Genomic DNA, 18,454 nt, shown 5'->3' on the forward strand with positions numbered 1-18,454 from the left:
TTCTAGAGGACCACAACACCTTCGGCGACACCGATTGCCCGCAGATCGCGGTACCAGCGTTCGACCGGGTGTTCCTTGGTGTAACCGTGACCGCCGAGCAGCTGGACCCCGTCCAGGCCGATCTGCATGCCCTTGTCGGCACCGAACTTGTGTGCCAGCGCGGCCTCGCGGATGAACGAAAGGCCTTGTTCGGCACGGGAAGCCCCGCGCCAGGTGATCAGCCGCAGCCCGTCGAGTTCGATGGCGATGTTGGCGGCCATGAATGCGACCGACTGACGGTGCGCGACGGGCTCGCCGAACGCCTCGCGTTCCTTGATGTAGGGGATGACGTAGTCGAGCACCGCGTGCGAGGTGCCGACCGCCAGTGCGGCCCAACCCAATCGGGATAAGGCGACGGCTTCAGAATAATCCCGAGCGTAGTCGGTGTCGGGGTCCTCTTGATCCCCGAGGCGGTTGTGCAACGGGACAGCGACGTTGTCGAGCTCGATCTTGCCCAGCGCGGCGGCGCGGATGCCCATGCTCGGGTCGGCCTTGACGGTCAGGCCCTCCGACGACGACTCGACGATGAACAGCGCGGGCTTGCCGTTGAGTTGCGCACCGATGATGAACAGTTCGGCGTCGGCAGCGGCGGGCACCAGCGACTTGACGCCGGAGAGCCGGTAGCCGCTGGGGGTGCGCACCGCGGTGGTCTTCAGCGCGGTCGGGTCGAACAGTGCGTGCGGCTCGGCGATGGCGACGCAGGCCTGCGGCACGTTCTCGCCGGAGAACTCGGGCAGGTAGGTGGCCTGCTGGTCGGCGCTGCCCCAGTGGGTCAGGGCCGAGGCGACGCCGCCGGGCGCCAGGATCGGCAGGGCCAGGCCCATGTCGCCGTAGGCCAGGGCCTCGGCGACCAGCGCGGTGGTGACGGTGGAGCGATGCGCGGCGATCCCGTCGAAATCCTCGGGGACGTTGATCGCGGTGATGCCGAGTTCGGCGGCCTTGGCGATCAGGTCGGCGGGATAGGTGGCGACGTCGTCGGCGTCGTGCGCGGCGGGACGCAGGATCTCGGCGGCGAACTCCTGGACCGTCTCGACGATCAGCTTCTGATCCTCGTCGGGGGTCAGGTCGAAGTAGTCCGAACCGCTCGGCTTGAGCCGGGTGGCCGGCTTGCCGATGCCCTGGATGCGCTTGATCTGCCGGGTCGAGGCGCCGGCAGCGGAGAACGCCGTCTTCACGCCGTAGCGCAGGCTCCGGTTGAGCGGGTCGCGCAGGCCGTAGCGGTCGAGGAATTCCTGGCCGATCAGCGGCGTGAGCAGCGCGATACCGATGTCCGTGGCCGTCCGCTTGTGCTTCTGCAGCCCGACGGCGCTCTCCGATCCGGTGCGCTTCGGTCGGGATTCGATCTGGGTCATGTGCAGCCTCAGCTAGTAGGTGCGGTGTGCGATGACCGTATCTTACTCCCGAGTAAGATCGACGAAGGCTGTTACCAACTTCACACCAGGTGTTGCAGTACCTGGTCATGCAGCAGCCCGTTGGTGGCCAGCGCACTTCCGCCGTGCGGACCGGGTTTGCCGTCCACGCTCGTGAACCTGCCCCCGGCCTCCCTGATGAGAATGTCCAATGGCGCGATGTCCCACACCTTGACTTCGGGTTCGCAGGCAATGTCGACCGCACCCTCGGCGACCATGCAGTACGACCAGAAGTCGCCGTAGGCCCGCACGCGCCACACCTCGTCGGTGAGGGCGACGAACTTCTCGCGACGGTCCTCCCACCCGGTGGTGAGATCCGAATACGACACGCTGGCCGCCCCGAGGTCGCCCACGCCGGAGACCTGAAGGCGGCGGGTGGTGCCGTTGAACGACGCGTGCGCGCCCTCGCCCGCGGCCGCCCACCACCGTCGGCCCAGCGCCGGTGCGCTGACGACGCCGACCACCGGCACGCCGTCGTCGACCAGTGCGATCAGGGTGCACCACACCGGCACCCCGCGCACGAAGTTCTTGGTGCCGTCGATCGGGTCGATGATCCAGATGCGGCCCGCTGTCGTCTCGGAAGTCGTTGTGCCGCCGAACTCTTCGCCGAACACGGCGTCGTCGGGGCGGGCCTGGGACAGAGCGGTGCGCAATGTCCGCTCGGCGCCCTGGTCGGCGTCGGTCACCGGGGTCAGATCGGGTTTGGTCTCGACCCGCAGATCCAGCGCGCCGAAGCGCTCCATGGTGAGCGCGTCAGCCTGATCGGCGAGTTGCAGGGCGAGAGCGAGATCTGGACTCATGGCTGCAGTCCTACCATGTGGGCATGTGGGAATTCGTCGTGCTGTTGCTGTTGGTCGGAGCGCTCGTCCTCATCGTCGTGCCACGCCTGCGCAACAGGCGCGGCACGCCCGGTGATTGGCAGTCGGGGAACCTGCTCGTCACCGGTGTGAGCCCGCGCCCCGACGCCACGGGTCAGCAGCTCGTCACCATCACCGGGGTGATCAACGGACCGACCGTCGGCGAGCACGTGGTGTACCAGCAGCTGGCGGTCGACGTTGACCAGTGGCCGACCATCGGGCAGATCATCCCCGTCGTGTACTCGCCGAAGAACCCGGACCGCTGGGGTTTCGCGCCCGAACCGCAGGTGCCCGACCATCCCGGCGACTTGACCTAGCTGGCGAGTGGCGAGCGCAAGAACCGCAGCTTCGCGGCGAGTCCGGCCCGGGACGGATGCGCGGGGCCGAGTTTGCCGTCCCAACCGCGCGCGACCAACGCGTCGTAGGTCCGCTCGACGATTACCCAGTCGACGTCTTCCTTGATCACCCGGATGACGGTCCAGCCGAGTTGCTCGATACGGGGCATGACGCGCAGGTCCTTCACGTACTGAATCCGGTTGGTCCGGTGCTGATCTCCGTCGTACTCGACGACGACCTTGAACTTCTCCCAGCCCATGTCGACGGTGCGCACCACCTGCCCGCCATCGCGCACCGGGATCTGGGTGACTGGCGTCGGGAAGCCCATATCGAGGAACAACAGTCGAAGTCGGCTCTCCTGGGGTGAGGCGGCGCCACCGTCCACCAAGGGAAGCAGGGTGCGCAGGTGCTTGAGCCCACGGGCCCCGCGGTAGCGCTCGATCAGGGTGAGTATCTCGTCGGGGTTGAAGTCCGTGGCCCGCGTAGCTCATGGCGCGTCATCCCGGCTGCCAATGCCTGGGTGCCGACGATGAGCTTTCGCATGAACGCATGGTGGCGCCGGGTACCGACAACCGCTCGCGAGCCTGTAGTTATGGCGTGAAAGTGCGAGTAGGTGTCGCCGTAACTACAGCTTCGCGGTGGCGGGGCGTGGCCGCGCCTACCCTCGACCCCATGGCACAACCACTCCCCGCAGGCCTGCTCGACCTCCTCGCCAAGCCCAGCCCGTGCTTCGTGGCGACGCTGATGCCCGACGGCTCACCGCAACTCACCGAGACGTGGGTGCACACCGACGGCGAGCACGTCGTCATCAACATCGTCGACGGCCACCAGAAGGCGCGCAACATCGCCCGCGACCCGCGAGTCGCCGTGAACATCGCAGACCCCGACGACATCCGCCGGTTCTACGCCGTCCGCGGCCGGGTCGTCGATGTCACGACGGAAGGCGGCCGGGAGAGCATCGACGAGATCTCCCACAAGTACCTGGGCGTCCCGTACCCGAACTTCAGCGGAAACCCTGATGAGACAAGGCTGATCGTCACCATCGAAGCCGACAAGGTGCTCAACCCGCCGGGGGAATGATCAGCCGTGCGCGATGCCCAGCATGTCGGCCAGGCTGACCAACTTCACCCGCGGCCGGTGCTGGGCCTCCCCGGTGGCGCGTTCGTGGGCGTCGATGCGCTGCCAATGATCGTCGGTGACGACCTTCGGCTGCCGCTCCACCAGCCACTGCATCAACTCCGCGGCGTGCTCCTCGCCGAAACCGGGTTCGCCCAGCCCGCCCAGCAGCGTGTCGATGGTGTCCGCCGAGTCCTTCTTGTTCGACCCGATCACGCCCGACGGCCCGCGCTTGATCCAGCCGACGACGTACTCGTTGCGTGAACCCTCGATGAGTCCGTCGGTATGCGGGATGGTGCCCGCACGGTCGTCGAACGGCAGCCCGGCCAGCGGCACCCCGCGGTAGCCGACGGCGCGGACCACCAGCTGCACCGGGATCTCCTCGCGCTCGCCGGTGTCCTTGGCGACCACCCTGCCGCCCTCGTTCACAAGTTCGTTGCGGCCCAGCACTATTGACTCGACCCGGCCGTCGCCGCGGATCTCGATGGGGGAGGTGGCGAACTTGAACACCACGCGCCGCTGGGCACCTTCCGGAACCATTTCGGCGTACTCGCGCAGCACCTTCACGTTCTGCTTGACGCCCTTACCGGCCGCCTCGAGCTCCTCGTCGGTGATCGCGTCGAAGTCGGCGTGGTCCACCACGATGTCCACTTCGGCCATCTGCTCCATGTGTCCGAGCTCGCGCAGTTCCAGCGTGGTGAACGGAGCCTGCAGCGGACCGCGCCGGCCCACCACGATGACTTCCCGGACCCCGCGCGGACCCAGCAGGTCCAGCGCGTGGTCGGCGATGTCGGTCTGCGCCAGGATCTCCGGGTCGCTGATCAGGATGCGCGCGACGTCCAGCGCCACATTGCCGTTGCCGATCACCACCGCGCGGTCGGCGCTGAGGTCCGGAGTCACCTCCCCGAAGTGCGGATGGGCGTTGTACCAGCCGACGAAGTCGACGGCGGCGACGCTGCCGGGCAGTTCCTCGCCGGGGATCCCCAGGGCGCGGTCGGACTGGGCGCCGACGGCGTAGACCACCGCGTCGTAGCGCTCCGCCAACTCCGACGCCTGCACGTGTTCGCCGATCTTCACGTTGCCGAAGAAACGGAACCGCGGGTCGTCCGACGTCTTCACGAACTGCGCACTGATCGATTTGATCTTCGGATGATCAGGCGCCACCCCCGACCGCACCAGGCCCCAGGGGGTCGGCAACATCTCCAACATGTCGACGCGAAAGTCGTGATCTGATTTCAACAGCGAGGCGGCGGCGAAGAACCCGGAGGGTCCCGAGCCGACGATCGCCACGTGGTACGGGCGCATGCGCAAAGCCTTTTCGTGAGGCTGACCGGTGGCGCGCAAGGGGCTGTCGCGACGTCGCCGGACCATTTACCAGGCCGATGCTAGCCGCGCCGCGCCGATCGAGGGCCGAGTCTGGATAAGCGGCCGGTACGCTCAATTTTCGTGGATCCAGACCTACTTGCAGATATCGCCGCACTCGACGGAACGCTCACCACCGTGGAGCGGGTGCTCGATGTCGACGGTCTGCGCGCGCGCATCGCCACGCTGGAGGCCGAGGCCACCGATCCGAACCTGTGGAACGACCAGGCCAATGCGCAGAAGGTGACCAGCAGCCTGTCCCACGCGCAGAGCGAGCTGCGCCGCGTCGAGGAACTGCGACAGCGCATCGACGATCTGCCGGTGCTCTACGAACTGGCCCAAGAAGAAGGCGGCGAGGACGCCAGGGCCGAAGCCGACGCCGAACGCGCCCAGCTGCGCGAGGACCTGGAGGCGCTGGAAGTCCGGACCCTGCTGTCGGGGGAGTACGACGAGCGTGAGGCGCTGGTCAACATCCGCTCCGGCGCCGGGGGCGTCGACGCCGCGGACTGGGCCGAGATGCTGATGCGGATGTACATCCGCTGGGCCGAAGCGCACAAGTACCCCGTCGAGGTGTTCGACACGTCCTACGCCGAAGAGGCCGGCATCAAGAGCGCCACCTTCGCCGTGCACGCGCCGTACGCCTACGGCACCCTGTCGGTCGAGCAGGGCACCCACCGGCTGGTCCGCATCAGCCCGTTCGACAACCAGGGCCGCCGCCAGACGTCGTTCGCCGAGGTCGAGGTGCTGCCCGTCGTCGAGACCACCGACCACATCGAGATCCCGGAAGGCGACATCCGGGTCGACGTCTACCGCTCCAGCGGCCCGGGCGGTCAGTCGGTCAACACCACCGACTCGGCGGTGCGCCTGACGCACATCCCCACCGGCATCGTCGTCACCTGCCAGAACGAGAAGTCGCAGCTGCAGAACAAGGTCTCGGCCATGCGCGTGCTGCAGGCCAAGCTGATGGAGCGCAAGCGTCAGGAGGAACGCGCCGAGATGGACGCCCTCAAGAGCGACAGCGGAAGTTCGTGGGGCAACCAGATGCGCTCCTACGTGCTACACCCGTATCAAATGGTCAAAGACCTACGCACCGAATTCGAGGTCGGGAGCCCGGCGGCGGTTCTCGACGGCGACATCGACGGCTTCCTGGAGGCCGGGATCCGTTGGCGCAACCGCAAAGATGACGAGTAGCCCGTGAACTGGTGGTCGCAGCACTGGCACGATTTCTGGCGGGGCGAGATCGGCGAATGGGTTCTCACCCGCGGGTTGCGCATAGTCCTGCTGGTGCTCGCCGCGATGCTGGCGGCCCGGTTCGTCAACTGGATCGCGCAGAAGTTCACCCAGCGCATCGACGCGGACTTCCGCGAGAGTGACGCGCTGGTCCGATCGGAGACCGCCAAGCACCGCCAGGCCGTCGCATCGGTGATCTCCTGGGTGACCATCGCGATGCTCGTGGTCATCGTCTTCGTCGAATTCACCGACATCGTCGAGATCCCGATCGCTTCCCTGGTGGCACCCGCCGCGGTCATCGGTGCCGCCCTCGGTTTCGGCGCGCAGCGGCTGGTGCAGGACCTGCTGTCGGGGTTCTTCATCATCACCGAGAAGCAGTACGGCTTCGGTGACCTGGTCGCGCTCACGGTCTCCGGTATCGCGCTGCCCGCCGAGGGCACCGTCACCGACGTGACGCTGCGGGTCACCAAGCTGCGCTCTTCCGAAGGAGAGATGCTGACCATCCCGAACGGCCAGATCGTCAAGACGGTCAACCTGTCCAAGGACTGGGCGCGCGCGGTGGTGGACATCCCGGTGCCGAAGACGGCCGACCTGCACACCGTCAACGACTTGCTCAACGGCGTCTGCGAATCCGCGATGAACGATCCGCACATGCGCGAGCTGCTGCTGGACAAGCCGCAGGTGATGGGTGTGGAGAGCATCCAGGTCGACACCGTGAACCTGCAGATGGTGGCCCGCACCCTGCCCGGTAAGCAGTTCGAGGTGGGCCGGCGGCTGCGGCTGCTGGTCATCGCGTCCCTGGCCGGCGCGGGCATCGCCTCGCCCGCCGAGAGCTCGACCCTGGCACCCGCCGTGGCGCAGGAGCCCAAACCGTGAAGTTCACCCTGCGCCGCGAAGGCGAGAGCCGGCAGTGGCCGGCCTATCTGTTCTGGGGCCGGATGCGGACGTCGACGGCGGGGCTGATCCTCGCCTTCTTCGTCACGTCCTGGGTGTACAACACCTACCAACCGCCCGCCCCGGCGCCCGCGGTCCCGGCCCAGCAGGTGGTGCCGCCCGGTTTCGTACCCGACCCGGACTACACCTGGGTGCCGCGCACCAACGTCGAAGCCCCGCGCACCACCACGACGCGGACCACCACGACGACGACGACCCCGACGACGACGGAGTCGCCCGAGCCGACGGACACCACGACCACGACGACCCTTCCGGGTGTGCCACCGACCACTACTGTGCCCTCCGCGACGGCACCCGGGTCGGCGCCGACGACGACGGTGATCGACCCGGACGGCCCCGGCCCGATTCCGCCGCTGACCTTGCCCGTCCTGCCGGGCGCGGCGCCGCCGGTGACGACGCAGACGACGATCGATCCCGGCCTGGCGCCGGCGACACCACCGCTGCCCGCACGCAGCGCGACCTGACACGCGTCACCTTCCGGCTACACTGGCGTGCCGTGATGATCACCCTCGACAAAGTGAGCAAGCAGTACAAATCCTCGGCGCGGCCCGCGCTCGATGACGTGTCGCTCAAGATCGACAAGGGTGAATTCGTCTTCCTGATCGGCCCCTCCGGGTCGGGAAAGTCGACGTTCATGCGGCTGCTGCTGGCGGCCGAACACCCGACCAAGGGCGATATCCGCGTCTCGAAATTCCACGTCAACAAGCTCTCCGGCCGGCACATCCCGCAGTTGCGCCAGGTCATCGGTTGCGTGTTCCAGGATTTCCGGCTGTTGCAGCAGAAGTCGGTCTTCGACAACGTGGCCTTCGCCCTCGAGGTCATCGGCAAGCGCGGCGACGTCATCAACCGGGTGGTGCCCGACGTGCTGGAGATGGTCGGGCTGTCGGGCAAGGCGAACCGGCTGCCGCACGAGCTCTCCGGTGGCGAGCAGCAACGGGTGGCCATCGCGCGGGCGTTCGTGAACCGGCCGCTGCTGCTGATCGCCGACGAGCCCACCGGCAACCTGGACCCCGAGACCAGTAAAGACATCATGGATCTGCTCGAGCGGATCAACCGCACCGGCACCACCGTGCTGATGGCGACGCACGACCACCACATCGTGGACTCCATGCGTCAGCGCGTCATCGAGCTCGAACTGGGCCGGCTCATCCGCGACGAACAGCGCGGCGTCTACGGAATGGATCGCTAAGTGCGTTTTGGCTTCCTCATCAATGAGGTTTTGACCGGTTTTCGTCGGAACGTCACCATGACGGTGGCGATGATCCTGACGACGGCCATCTCGATCGGCTTGTTCGGCGGTGGTCTGCTGGTGGTGCTGCTGGCCGACCACTCCAAGACCATCTATCTGGACCGGGTGGAGAGCCAGGTCTTCCTGACCAACGACGTGTCGGCCAACGACCTCACGTGCGACTCCGATCAGTGCAAGGCGCTGCGCGCCCAGATCGAGTCCCGCGATGACGTGAAGTCCGTCCGTTTCCTCAACCGCGACCAGGCCTACGACGACGCGGTGACGAAGTTCCCGCAGTACAAGGACGTCGCGGGCAAGGAAGCGTTCCCGGCGTCGTTCATCGTCAAGCTCGACAATCCCGAGCAGCACAAGGACTTCGACCAGGCCATGCAGGGCCAGCCCGGGGTGCTCAACGTGCTCAACCAGAAGGACCTGATCGACCGGTTGTTCGCCGTGCTCGACGGGATCAGCAGCGTCGCGTTCGCGGTCGCGCTGGTGCAGGCGATCGGTGCGGTGTTGCTGATCGCGAACATGGTGCAGGTCGCGGCGTACACGCGGCGCAACGAGATCGGCATCATGCGATTGGTCGGCGCGACCCGCTGGTACACCCAGTTGCCGTTCCTCGTGGAGGCGATGCTGGCCGCGCTGATCGGTGTGGTGCTGGCCATCCTCGGCCTGGTCGTGGTGCGGGCATTGTTCCTGGACAAGGCGCTCAGCCAGTTCACGCAGGCTAATTTGATTGCGCCCATCGACTACGCTGACATTTTCTACATCACCCCCGCCCTGCTGTTCGTGGGCGTGGCGATGGCGGGTGTCACCGCCTATGTCACGTTGCGTCTGTACGTCCGAAGATAGAGATGTCCAAGAAACCCGCCAAGCCCGACAAGGCCAACAACCAGGTCGTCGCGACCAATCGCAAAGCCCGGCACAACTATTCGATCCTGGATGTGTACGAGGCCGGCGTGGTGCTGGTGGGCACCGAGGTGAAGAGCCTGCGCGAAGGTCAGGCCTCGCTGGTCGACGCGTTCGCCACCGTCGACGACGGCGAGATCTGGCTGCGCAACCTGCACATCGCCGAATATCACCACGGCACCTGGACCAACCATGCGCCGCGACGCAACCGCAAGCTGCTGATGCACCGGCGCGAGATCGACAACCTGGTCGGAAAGATCCGCGACGGCAACCTGACCTTGGTGCCGTTGTCGCTGTACTTCACCGACGGCAAGGTCAAGGTCGAGTTGGCGCTGGCCCGCGGTAAAGAAGCCCACGACAAGCGCCAGGACCTCGCCAAGCGTGATGCGGACCGCGAGATCATCCGCGAGATGGGCCGGCGCAACAAGGGCATGCGCTGATCGGGGTCATCCTCGCGCTGGTGTCCGCTGCGGGCTACGGGGTGAGCGATTTCGTCGGCGGTATCGCCTCGCGCCGGGTCGCCGCGCTGCGCGTGGTGATCGTCTCCTACCCGGTGGCCTTGCTGCTGCTGACCGTGCTGGCGTTCTTCGTCGGCGGGCATGTCACCGGGCCCGCGGTGTGGTGGGGCCTGCTGTGCGGGTTCTGCCAGGCGTTCGGGGTGTGGTGGTTCTACGCCGCCCTGGGTTCGGGTCCCATCTCGGTGGTGTCGCCGCTGACCGCGATCCTGGTGGCCGGCGTCCCCGTCGGCTTCGGCGTGCTGATGGGCGAACGGCCCGGACCGGTGGCCCTGGCCGGTATCGCGGTAGCGCTGGTCGCGGTGGTGCTCGTCTCCCGGGGTGTCTCCGATGAAGACGTCACCGAGCACCGGTTCACCACCAAGGTCGCCTGGCTGACGCTCGGGTCCGGGCTGGCGTTCGGGCTGAACTTCGTGGTGATCGATCAGGCCCCGCACGAGGCCGGACTGTGGCCGCTGGTGTTCGCCCGCGTCGCCGCGTCGGTGATGGTGGTGCTGATCGCGCTTGCCGCCCGGCAGTTGAAGGTGCCGACCGGGGTGCCGCTGCGGCTCGCGATATCGGCGGGTGTGCTGGACACCGTCGCCAACGTGGCCATGTTGTTGGCGCTGCAGAACTCGCTGCTGTCGCTGACCGGGGTGCTGATCTCGCTCTACCCGGCGGGCACGGTGGCGCTGGCGCTGCTGGTGCTCAAGGAGAAGGTCACCCGCTGGCAGGTGGTCGGCATGGTTGCCGCCCTGGCCGCGGTCGCCATGATCGCTACCTAACTGCCGGCGAGCGTGCGGGTCTGCACAGTGACCCGCCGTGTTTCGTGGCTTTCTGCGCACCCTCGCGGCTAGCGACTGCGACGCAACTGCCATCGGGCGATGCCCGCGAACCCGACCGCCAGCACCCCGAGCATCACCATGTCGAACAGCCACGCGCTGGCCGTGTGCTGCCAGTGCCCGTCCTGCGCGACGCCGACCACGAGGTTGCTCAGATCCGCCGTCGACGCGGTCGCCGAGAAACCCCACCGGGCCGGCGTGAACGACGCGATCGCCGACAGCGCCGGGCGGCCCGTCACCGGGATGAATCCGCCGGCCAGCACCAGTTGCGCGGTCAGGGTCACCGCGAGGAGCGGCATCACCTGATCGGCGGTGCGGGCCACGGCCGAGATGGCCAGGCCGAGGATCGCGGCCACCAGACCGGAGGCGGCGACACCGACGACGAGTTCGAGCCGTGGGCTGCCCAGCGCCGCCGCGTGCGCCGGTCCCGGCTTACCGAAGTTGACGATGAGCACCAGCAGCACCGACTGCAGCACGGCGACCGCGCCGAACACCGCGATCTTGGCCGACAGGTAGGCCCCTGCCGACAGCCCGGCGGCCTGCTCGCGGCGGAACAGTGCGCGCTCGCCCGTCAGGTCGCGCACCGTGAGGGTGACGCCCATCAGGATGGCGGCGAAGTTGGTCAGCGCGATCACCTGCTTGGCTTCGAACGGCGCCGACGCCGCCGCGGTGAGGAGCCCGGCGTGCCCGGACACCGTCAGCGGCAGAATCCCGACGAGCAGCGGCAGGACGGCCAGAAACGCGACATGCCCACGGTCGGCCAGCAGCAGCCGGACCTGGCGGCGCGCCAGGATGAGGAACTGATCCCACCGGGTCACCCGGTGCAGGGGCGGTGTCGGCGCGAGCTTGATCAGCCGCAGCCGTGGCGGCGCGCTGGGCGCCCACCGCCGTTCAAGGTAACGGCGTTGGGCCCCTTCGGGATCGGTGCACAGGCCGGCGAAGATCTCGGCCCAGTCGGTGCTGCCCATGACCGGCCCGAGGTCGGTCGGGGTGCCGCAGTAGGCGATCTTCCCGCCGGGGGCCAGCAGCAGTACCTGATCGCAGACGTCGATGAACGCCAGCGAGTGCGTCACGACGATGACGATCCGGCCTGCGTCGGCCAGCGCGCGCAGCATGGTCATCACCTGGCGGTCCAGCGCGGGATCCAGGCCGGTGGTCGGTTCGTCGAGGATCAGCAGCGCCGGGTCGGTCAGCAGTTCGATGGCGACCGACACCCGTTTGCGTTGTCCGCCGGACAGTTTGTCGATGCGGGTGCCGGTGTGCGCCGTCATCTCCAGTTCGGCGAGCACGTCGGCGATGACGCGCGGGCTGGCGCCCCGCAACTCGGCCGCATAGTGCAAAGCTTTTGCGACGGTGAGCTTTCCGTGCACGATGTCGTCTTGGGGGACCATGCCGATGCTGCCGTCGAAGCGCACGGTCCCCGAATCGGGCTGTGTCGCCCCGGCCAGCACGCCGGCCAGGGTGGACTTGCCTGCGCCGGACGGACCGATGAGCGCGGTCAGAGTGCCGGGTCGGGCCGTGAACGACACCGAGTCCAGGCGGGTATCGAGGGTGACGTCGTAGACGTCGAGGCTGAGGTCGGTCAATTGCGTTGTCATGTCAGTACATACACCAGGGGGAGGGCCAGTAGGAGTGAGTCGATGCGGTCGAGCAGGCCACCGAATCCGGGCAGCCAGTCGCCGGCGTCCTTGACCTGGGCCTGACGCTTGAGCATCGATTCGAGCAGATCGCCGAACAGGCCGCCGAGCGAGACGGCGAGCACCAGTCCGACCGAGACGGTACCGAGCAGGAACAGCACCGCGGTGGCGCCGAGAATCGCGCCGACCACGCCGCCAAGGGTCTTGTTCGGGCTCAGCGGGGAGATGGGCCGGCGGGCCCAGGCCATGAACCGCAGGCCTTTCCCGCCGCACCAGGCGGCGACGTCGGTGGCAGCGACCGCGAAACACACCAGGAAGGCGTCCGGCCACAGCAGGACCAGGTGCGCCAGCGCCCAGCAGATCCAGATGGAGCCGAAGGCGGTGAAAGCGGTTCGCCGCGAACCATTTTCGATGTCGCCGGACAACACCGACGGTGCCGCGCAGAGCAGGATCAGCAGCGGGGTCAGGCCCAGCAGCGACGGGCGCAACCAGGCCGCCGCGGGGTAGGCCACGGCCAGTGCGATCAGGATGACGGTGTCGGCGCGGCCCAGGCGGACCAGGCGCGCGTATTCGAGGACGGCCACCACCGCCAGCGCCGCGGCGAATGCGGCGGTGGTGCCGGTTCCGAGGAGGGTCGGGATACCGACGGCGGGGGCGATCAGCACCCAGGTGCGCCATTTGCGGATCAGTTCGGGTTTGCGTGAGATCAGCACCGCGATGCCGGCGACGGCGAGGATGGCGACGGTCAGGATCGGCAGGAACCAGGGGCCCCGGTCGAAGCGCACGGTCTCAAGCAGCGAGGGCATGGCGCGCCCCCGTCTGCAATGCGACAACTTCGGCGCGCAGCTGAGCGGCCGTGGTGTGCCGCGGGTCGACGGGGTTGCCGATGCGCACCTGCATCGGGGAGCCGGGGGTGAACTTGCCGCCCTTCGGCAGCACCGCGGCGGTGCCCAGCAGTGCGACGGGGATGATCGGCACCCCGCAGTCCTGCGCCAGGCGTACTGCGCCGGAACGGAACTCGGCGATGCTACCGTCCATGGACCGGGTGCCTTCGGGGTAGATGACGATGGTGTGGCCTTGCCGCAGCAGTGGGCCGGCGGCCTCCAGAAGGGCGGTGTAGCCACCGTCGCCCGAGCGACGCAGCGGCAGCACGCCGACCAGCGAGCTGGCGATCATCCTGCGGATCGGGACGTCGAACCAATAGTCCGCGGCGGCACCGAACTTCGCCTTCGCAGACGAGGGCAGTGCGGCCAGCAGGACCGCACTGTCGGCGTGTGAGGAGTGGTTGGCGACGACCACGGCGCCGCCGCTGACCTGCCAGCGTCCGGTGACGGTAACACCGCCCGACGCGCCGCAGACGGTGCGCCACAGCCAGTGCCGCAGCGCGCTCACGCCGCCACCGCCCGCATCGGCCGGGTCACCAGGTTGGTGACGGGTCGCCGCATCGGCACGGTCACCGCGTCGTCGGCGGCCTGCTTGAGTTCACGGTGCGCGCTGCGCAGCCGCAGCGCGGTGGTGATCAGCGAGCCGTTGACCAGTTGGGCCAACAGGATCGGCATGAGTCCGGGGAACGCGGTGGCCAGCACCGTGAAGACGCAGCGCTCGGTCTTGCCGAGCGGCCCGCCGTTGATGCGGGTGGCGCCGGCGCCCGCCGCGGCCAGTGAGGCGAAGGTGGGCAGCGTCGACGCCAGTGCGGCCAGTACCACCTGCAGCACGGTCCAGGACAACCAGTGCATCCCGGGGCCGTCCTGGCGGGCGGCCCAGACCGCGAGTCCGCCGAAGGTCAGCAGATCCGAAGTGCGGTCACCGATCTCGTTGAGGACGAAGCCCCAGGGCCGGCTGACACCGCGGGCGCGGGCGACGGCTCCGTCGAGGTTGGCACCGGCCAGGCGCAGCACCAGGAACACTGCGGCCAGATGCCACCAGCCCAGGGCGATGAACACCCCGGCTCCCGCGGCGGCAAGCATGCCTGCCGCGGTGAAGACATCGGGCGAAATGTGATGGGCGACTGCGGTATCGAGGATGGGGGCGAGGCGGGCGGTGAACCACGGCTTCAACGCGTAGAGGCCGGCCATGCGGCGTCGCTGCGGGGAAGGCACATGCTGGTTCATGGCTGGCTCCTTTCGTGACGGGTCTTGTGGTCACGAATAGGTTGCGGCCAGGTGCTTGGCGGATTCTTGCGGTCTGAGACCTAGTCGCCGGTGCGGGTGAAGGTCTCGTCGAAACCGGTGTCCACCGGGCACGATCCGGTCTGCACCCAGGTGCCGCGACCGCGCAGCGTGGGGATGGGATCGGTCGTCGGCTGAGGCAACGCGTACTGTGCCATCGCCTTCAGATGCGACGGCGTGCCTCCCGGACAAAGGCCATCGGAATCGTCACGCCAGGCCCAGGTGCCGGTGCTGAATTCCATCGGCAGGTCACCGGACGCCAACGGGACGTAGCTCATGCAGCGGTCCCCGGTACGCAGGCAGTAGGTGGTGACGGCGGATTCGCCCAGCGATTGAGGTGCTCTGCCGCTGAAGGTACGGACGACGCTGTATCGACCGTGCAGGCCCTCGGCGGGTGAGGCCACCCGGGGCGCGAGATCGCCAGGGTCGGCGGCCGCGGCGGAGCCGGCGTCGAGGTCGCCGACCCGGGTGAACGTCACCGACCGTTTCTCCTGGCACCGGTTGCGGGTGGTTCTGATGTTCGCACCGGTCAGGGTGCCGTCGGGCTGCGGTTGCAGGGTGATCACCTGCCAGCCGTCGACTTTCCCGTTGGGGCAGGGGCTCGGGGCCACGGCGACCGCCACCCAACTCGGACCGATCTGGTCGAACACCATGATCGGCGCGAACGAGTTGTCGCCCGAATTACGGGCGGCGGTGGCGACGCAGCCGCTGCGGCGGCACACCGAACGGATGCCGTAGGTGGCCGTGAGGGGTTGTGAACCTGGATTGCCGACACCGTCGAGCTGGGTGGCGCGGCCGAATTCTGCTCGGTAGAGGCCGGTGAACGGCCCGGTGTCGGATGCGACGGGAGCCGCCTTGTCGTCGTGGCCGTTCAGCGTCACCGCCGCGACCACACCGCCCGCGACCAGCAGCACCGTTGCGGTGATCGCGCCGAGCACCAGGGCGCGCCGGGATCTGGGACGGGTGGGCGTCTTGACCCAGGGTTGGGTGGCGGCGGGGTCGGTGAGCGCCCGCCGGGCGGCAGTGGCCATCGCGAGAGCGTTGGGGTAGCGGTCGGTGGGTTGTTTCGCCAGCCCGACGGCGATGACATCGTCGATGGCGGTCGGGATGGTGTCGAGATCCGCGGAGGGTTTGGGCGGCGGCGACATGAGGTGGCTCAGCGCGACGTGTTCCAGGGCGGCACCGGGGAACGGCGGGTGGCCGGTGAGGCATTGGTAGAACACACACGCCAGCGCGTAGATGTCCGACGCCGGAGCGCTTTCGCCGGTGCGGAACCGCTCGGGGGCCATGTAGGCCCAGGTGCCGACGGTGGAGTTGGCGGAGGTGAGCGCGCTGTCTCCGGTGGAGCGTGCGATGCCGAAGTCGATGAGGTAGGCGAAGTCATTGTGCGCCAACAGAATATTCGACGGTTTGACGTCCCGGTGCACCAGTCCGGCCTGGTGTGCGGTGTTCAGCGCGGAGGCGATCTGTTCGATGATGTGCACGGCGCGTGCGGGTTCCAGCGGACCCTGCTTCAGTAGCGTCTGCAAGTCGACGCCGTCGATCAGGCGCATCGTCACGTAGAGCCTGTCGTCGACCTGTCCGACATCGAAGATGGGCACGATGTGTGGGTCGTCGACCCGGGCGGCGGCCCGTGCCTCGCGACGGAACCGCTGCTCGAAGTCGGGGTCCGCGGCGTAGTGGGGCAGCAGCATTTTCAGCGCCACCACCCGGTCGATGGCGGTGTCGTGCGCGCGCCATACCTCGCCCATGCCGCCCCGGCCGATCAGTTCGATCAGCTGGTAGCGACCAAAGGCCGTCCCCTCCATCGGCTCACGATAGCGTGTGGTGGGGGGTGCTAATCGCCGATGCGCGTGAATGTTTCGTCGAACTCCACCGTGGCGGCACACGGTGCCGCCTGAGTCTGCACCCCGTGACCGGTGAGTGTGGTGATCGGGTTCTGCAGCGGTTGCGGTAGCGGGAACTGAGCCTGTTTCGTCACCCGGATCAGATCGGTATCGGTGCATTTCTCTTGAATGTCGATGCTCAATGTCCATGCGCCGTCGGCGAACACCAGCGGCACCGCGACGGTAGAGGGGTCGTGGAAATAGCTGATGCATCGCTCGCCGGTGCGCAGGCAGTCGGTGACCACGCTGAGTTCTGCTTGGTGTGAGTCGCCGGGTGCGTTCTTCTGTGTCTGGCGGTACCGGCCGTGCAGGGCCTCGGCGGGGGAGGTCACCCGCGGCGGGAGGTCAGCCGGGTCGGGCACGGCCTGGTCGCCGAGATCGCCGGTACGGGTGAATTTCACCGAACGTTGGACGGCGCACAGGTTGGCGGCCGTGCCGGTGTAGTCGCCGGCCAGCGACCCGTCCGGTTGCGGCGCCAGTCTGAAGACCTGCCAGCTCTCGGCGGCTGCTGCGTCGCGGCATTGTTCGGAGGCCAGCGTGACCGCCAGCCATTTCCCGTCGACCTCGTCGAACTGCACGCTCGGTGCGAAGCCGTCGTCGCCGCCGAGTCGGGCCGCGGTCGCGACGCAACCGATGGGGCGGCAAGCCGAGCGCAGGGCATAGGTGGCCGTCACCGGGCCGGCCCCGGGTTCGGCTGTCGGACCGAAGTCCGCGCGGTACAGACCGGTGAACGGCCCGGTGTTCGGTGCGGCTGCCGGGCGGTCGTGACCACCGAGAGTCAGGGCTGCGACGGTGCCGCCGGCGATGAGCAGCATGACTGCGGCGATCACACCGATGACCAGCCTGTTGGGCCGGCGAGGAGGTTTTGGGGGAGGCGCGGGTGGCGGTGGCTGGCTGACGGTGTGGGGCAGGGTCAGTGCCTGCCGGGCGGCGACGGCGAGGTCGCGGATGTCGGAGTAGCGGTCTTCGGGCTGCTTGGCCAGACCGGTGGCGATCACGTCGTCCATGGCCTGCGGAACAGTGGCCAGTTCGGTGGAGGGTCGCGGCGGTGGCATCACCAGGTGGCTGACGGCGACCTGTTCGAGGTTGGTTCCGGGGAACGGCAACTGTCCGGTGAGGCACTGATAGAGCACGCACGTCAGCGCATACGTGTCCGAGGCGGGTCCGCTGTCCCCGGTCTGGAATCGCTCGGGCGCCATGTAGGCCATCGTGCCGACCGTCGAGTCTGCAGCGGTCAGTGCGGTGTCCGTCGTGGCACGCGCGATGCCGAAGTCGATGAGGTAGGCGAAGTCGTTGTGCGCCAATAGGATATTGGAGGGTTTGACGTCGCGATGCACCAGGCCGGCCGCATGCGCGCTGTGCAGCGCCGAGGCGATCTGCCCGATGATGTGGGCGGCGCGGGCCGGCTCCAGCGGGCCGTTGTCGAGCAGGTGCTGTAGGTCGACACCGTCGATGAGGCGCATGGTCACGTAGAGCCGGCCGTCGATCTCACCGACGTCGAAGACGGGGACGATGTTGGGGTCGTCGAGGCGCGCGGCGGCGCGGGCTTCGCGGCGGAACCGCTGCTCGAATTCCGGGTCCTGGGTCAACTGCGGCAGCAGCATTTTCAGGGCCACGACCCGGCCGATCTCGGTGTCGTGCGCCCGCCAGACTTCACCCATGCCGCCGCGGCCCAACAGTTCGATCAGCTGATAGCGGCCAAAGGGCGTGCCCTCCACCGCTTCACGATAAACGGTTCAGTGCTGATTGACGTTGATGTTCACCTTGACGACCGGCCGTCCCGGGGGATCGGGCTGCGGGTTGAAGCCGTGTGCCTCGGCCGGGGTGACGCGGGACGGCATGGTGGGCGGCTCGGGCTGGGGGTTGAACGCCGAGGCGGTCCCGGATGCGATGGCCAGGCTGGCGATCGCGAGGGCGGTGGCGATGACGGCTTGCTTGATGCTGTTCATGGCGTTCCTTTCGTGGGTCTGTGGGTAGAGCGTGC

Annotated in this window: 20 protein-coding genes and 1 pseudogene; 9 read left to right on the top strand and 12 right to left on the bottom strand. The window is 68.0% G+C overall.

Going from position 1 to position 18,454, the window contains the following annotated elements:
* Positions 1–2: 2 nt before the first annotated feature.
* Positions 3–1,391 (bottom strand): acyl-CoA dehydrogenase family protein, encoded by a 1,389-nt coding sequence (locus AC1DY7_RS07295; protein WP_477492985.1) that lies wholly within the window; start codon positions 1,389–1,391, stop codon positions 3–5.
* An 80-nt stretch (positions 1,392–1,471) separates the two neighbouring features.
* Positions 1,472–2,248: a histidinol-phosphatase gene (hisN, locus tag AC1DY7_RS07300; protein WP_477492986.1), complete on the bottom strand. Its 777-nt coding sequence runs from the start codon at positions 2,246–2,248 to the stop codon at positions 1,472–1,474.
* 23 nt (positions 2,249–2,271) lie between these two features.
* On the opposite strand from hisN, the gene AC1DY7_RS07305 reads away from it, so the two are divergent.
* A complete protein-coding gene (locus AC1DY7_RS07305) occupies positions 2,272–2,622 on the top strand; it encodes a hypothetical protein (protein WP_477492987.1) in 351 nt (116 codons plus the stop codon).
* Here AC1DY7_RS07305 and AC1DY7_RS07310 read toward each other — a convergent pair.
* Entirely contained in the window at positions 2,619–3,026 is a 408-nt protein-coding gene (locus AC1DY7_RS07310; RefSeq protein ID WP_477493229.1) for a DUF559 domain-containing protein, read from the bottom strand. The genes AC1DY7_RS07305 and AC1DY7_RS07310 overlap by 4 nt on opposite strands.
* Before the next feature lie 287 nt (positions 3,027–3,313).
* Here AC1DY7_RS07310 and AC1DY7_RS07315 point away from each other — a divergent pair, with 287 nt between their 5' ends.
* Entirely contained in the window at positions 3,314–3,721 is a 408-nt protein-coding gene (locus tag AC1DY7_RS07315) for a PPOX class F420-dependent oxidoreductase (RefSeq protein WP_477492988.1), read from the top strand.
* Here the strand turns inward: AC1DY7_RS07315 and AC1DY7_RS07320 are convergent, their stop codons facing one another.
* Positions 3,722–5,062 (bottom strand): FAD-dependent oxidoreductase, encoded by a 1,341-nt coding sequence (locus tag AC1DY7_RS07320; RefSeq protein WP_477492989.1) that lies wholly within the window; start codon positions 5,060–5,062, stop codon positions 3,722–3,724.
* Positions 5,063–5,203: 141 nt separating this feature from the next.
* Here AC1DY7_RS07320 and prfB point away from each other — a divergent pair, with 141 nt between their 5' ends.
* Genes prfB through AC1DY7_RS07355 form a run of 7 tightly spaced genes read left to right on the top strand, consistent with a single transcriptional unit; the run spans position 5,204 to position 10,722 of the window.
* Positions 5,204–6,310 (top strand): peptide chain release factor 2, encoded by a 1,107-nt coding sequence (gene prfB / locus AC1DY7_RS07325; protein ID WP_477492990.1) that lies wholly within the window; start codon positions 5,204–5,206, stop codon positions 6,308–6,310.
* A 3-nt stretch (positions 6,311–6,313) separates the two neighbouring features.
* Positions 6,314–7,225, top strand: coding sequence for a mechanosensitive ion channel family protein (locus AC1DY7_RS07330; RefSeq protein ID WP_477492991.1), 912 nt, complete (start codon positions 6,314–6,316; stop codon positions 7,223–7,225).
* Positions 7,222–7,767 (top strand): hypothetical protein, encoded by a 546-nt coding sequence (locus AC1DY7_RS07335; protein WP_477492992.1) that lies wholly within the window; start codon positions 7,222–7,224, stop codon positions 7,765–7,767. Before AC1DY7_RS07330 ends, AC1DY7_RS07335 begins: the two co-directional genes overlap by 4 nt.
* 35 nt (positions 7,768–7,802) lie before the next feature.
* Positions 7,803–8,492, top strand: a complete 690-nt coding sequence (gene ftsE, locus AC1DY7_RS07340) for a cell division ATP-binding protein FtsE (protein WP_477493230.1) — start codon at positions 7,803–7,805, stop codon at positions 8,490–8,492.
* Positions 8,493–9,386, top strand: a complete 894-nt coding sequence (gene ftsX, locus AC1DY7_RS07345) for a permease-like cell division protein FtsX (RefSeq protein WP_477492993.1) — start codon at positions 8,493–8,495, stop codon at positions 9,384–9,386.
* A gap of 2 nt (positions 9,387–9,388) precedes the next feature.
* Positions 9,389–9,883, top strand: a complete 495-nt coding sequence (gene smpB / locus AC1DY7_RS07350) for an SsrA-binding protein SmpB (RefSeq protein ID WP_477492994.1) — start codon at positions 9,389–9,391, stop codon at positions 9,881–9,883.
* A complete protein-coding gene (locus tag AC1DY7_RS07355) occupies positions 9,880–10,722 on the top strand; it encodes an EamA family transporter (RefSeq protein ID WP_477493231.1) in 843 nt (280 codons plus the stop codon). The genes smpB and AC1DY7_RS07355 overlap by 4 nt, the downstream gene beginning before the upstream one ends.
* Positions 10,723–10,790: 68 nt before the next feature.
* On the opposite strand, the gene AC1DY7_RS07360 is transcribed toward AC1DY7_RS07355, so the two are convergent.
* The 8 genes and pseudogenes from AC1DY7_RS07360 to AC1DY7_RS07395 form a co-directional block, all read right to left on the bottom strand.
* Complete coding sequence (locus AC1DY7_RS07360) at positions 10,791–11,747, bottom strand: ABC transporter permease (RefSeq protein WP_477493232.1); 957 nt, start codon at positions 11,745–11,747, stop codon at positions 10,791–10,793.
* 90 nt (positions 11,748–11,837) lie between these two features.
* Positions 11,838–12,377, bottom strand: a pseudogene (locus AC1DY7_RS07365) (ATP-binding cassette domain-containing protein); the annotation flags it as partial.
* On the bottom strand, positions 12,374–13,222 hold the full coding sequence (locus tag AC1DY7_RS07370) for a phosphatidate cytidylyltransferase (protein ID WP_477492995.1): 849 nt from the start codon (positions 13,220–13,222) through the stop codon (positions 12,374–12,376). The pseudogene AC1DY7_RS07365 and the gene AC1DY7_RS07370, both read right to left, overlap by 4 nt.
* The gene (locus tag AC1DY7_RS07375; RefSeq protein ID WP_477492996.1) at positions 13,206–13,808 is read right to left on the bottom strand and encodes a lysophospholipid acyltransferase family protein; all 603 of its coding nucleotides are present in this window, start codon (positions 13,806–13,808) and stop codon (positions 13,206–13,208) included. The genes AC1DY7_RS07370 and AC1DY7_RS07375 overlap by 17 nt, the downstream gene beginning before the upstream one ends.
* Positions 13,805–14,527, bottom strand: coding sequence for a CDP-alcohol phosphatidyltransferase family protein (locus tag AC1DY7_RS07380; protein WP_477492997.1), 723 nt, complete (start codon positions 14,525–14,527; stop codon positions 13,805–13,807). The genes AC1DY7_RS07375 and AC1DY7_RS07380 overlap by 4 nt, the downstream gene beginning before the upstream one ends.
* 80 nt (positions 14,528–14,607) lie before the next feature.
* Positions 14,608–16,392, bottom strand: coding sequence for a serine/threonine-protein kinase (locus AC1DY7_RS07385; RefSeq protein ID WP_477492998.1), 1,785 nt, complete (start codon positions 16,390–16,392; stop codon positions 14,608–14,610).
* A 29-nt stretch (positions 16,393–16,421) separates the two neighbouring features.
* Positions 16,422–18,188 carry a serine/threonine-protein kinase gene (locus AC1DY7_RS07390; protein WP_477492999.1) on the bottom strand — a complete coding sequence of 589 codons (1,767 nt, stop codon included), beginning with the start codon at positions 18,186–18,188 and terminating at the stop codon, positions 16,422–16,424.
* Between the two features lie 18 nt (positions 18,189–18,206).
* The gene (locus AC1DY7_RS07395) at positions 18,207–18,419 is read right to left on the bottom strand and encodes a hypothetical protein (protein WP_477493000.1); all 213 of its coding nucleotides are present in this window, start codon (positions 18,417–18,419) and stop codon (positions 18,207–18,209) included.
* Between the last annotated feature and the right edge of the window lie 35 nt (positions 18,420–18,454).

The sequence above is a fragment of the Mycobacterium sp. P2_H7 genome (assembly GCF_056403275.1).

Excerpts from the sequence above, each read along its gene's own strand:
- AC1DY7_RS07295 (WP_477492985.1), bottom strand. The coding sequence starts at position 1,391 with ATGACCCAGATCGAATCCCGACCGAAGCGCACCGGATCGGAGAGCGCC.
- hisN (WP_477492986.1), bottom strand. The coding sequence starts at position 2,248 with ATGAGTCCAGATCTCGCTCTCGCCCTGCAACTCGCCGATCAGGCTGAC.
- AC1DY7_RS07305 (WP_477492987.1), top strand. The coding sequence starts at position 2,272 with ATGTGGGAATTCGTCGTGCTGTTGCTGTTGGTCGGAGCGCTCGTCCTC.
- AC1DY7_RS07315 (WP_477492988.1), top strand. The coding sequence starts at position 3,314 with ATGGCACAACCACTCCCCGCAGGCCTGCTCGACCTCCTCGCCAAGCCC.
- AC1DY7_RS07320 (WP_477492989.1), bottom strand. The coding sequence starts at position 5,062 with ATGCGCCCGTACCACGTGGCGATCGTCGGCTCGGGACCCTCCGGGTTC.
- ftsE (WP_477493230.1), top strand. The coding sequence starts at position 7,803 with ATGATCACCCTCGACAAAGTGAGCAAGCAGTACAAATCCTCGGCGCGG.
- smpB (WP_477492994.1), top strand. The coding sequence starts at position 9,389 with ATGTCCAAGAAACCCGCCAAGCCCGACAAGGCCAACAACCAGGTCGTC.
- AC1DY7_RS07360 (WP_477493232.1), bottom strand. The coding sequence starts at position 11,747 with ATGGGCAGCACCGACTGGGCCGAGATCTTCGCCGGCCTGTGCACCGAT.
- AC1DY7_RS07370 (WP_477492995.1), bottom strand. The coding sequence starts at position 13,222 with ATGCCCTCGCTGCTTGAGACCGTGCGCTTCGACCGGGGCCCCTGGTTC.
- AC1DY7_RS07380 (WP_477492997.1), bottom strand. The coding sequence starts at position 14,527 with ATGAACCAGCATGTGCCTTCCCCGCAGCGACGCCGCATGGCCGGCCTC.
- AC1DY7_RS07385 (WP_477492998.1), bottom strand. The coding sequence starts at position 16,392 with ATGGAGGGGACGGCCTTTGGTCGCTACCAGCTGATCGAACTGATCGGC.
- AC1DY7_RS07395 (WP_477493000.1), bottom strand. The coding sequence starts at position 18,419 with ATGAACAGCATCAAGCAAGCCGTCATCGCCACCGCCCTCGCGATCGCC.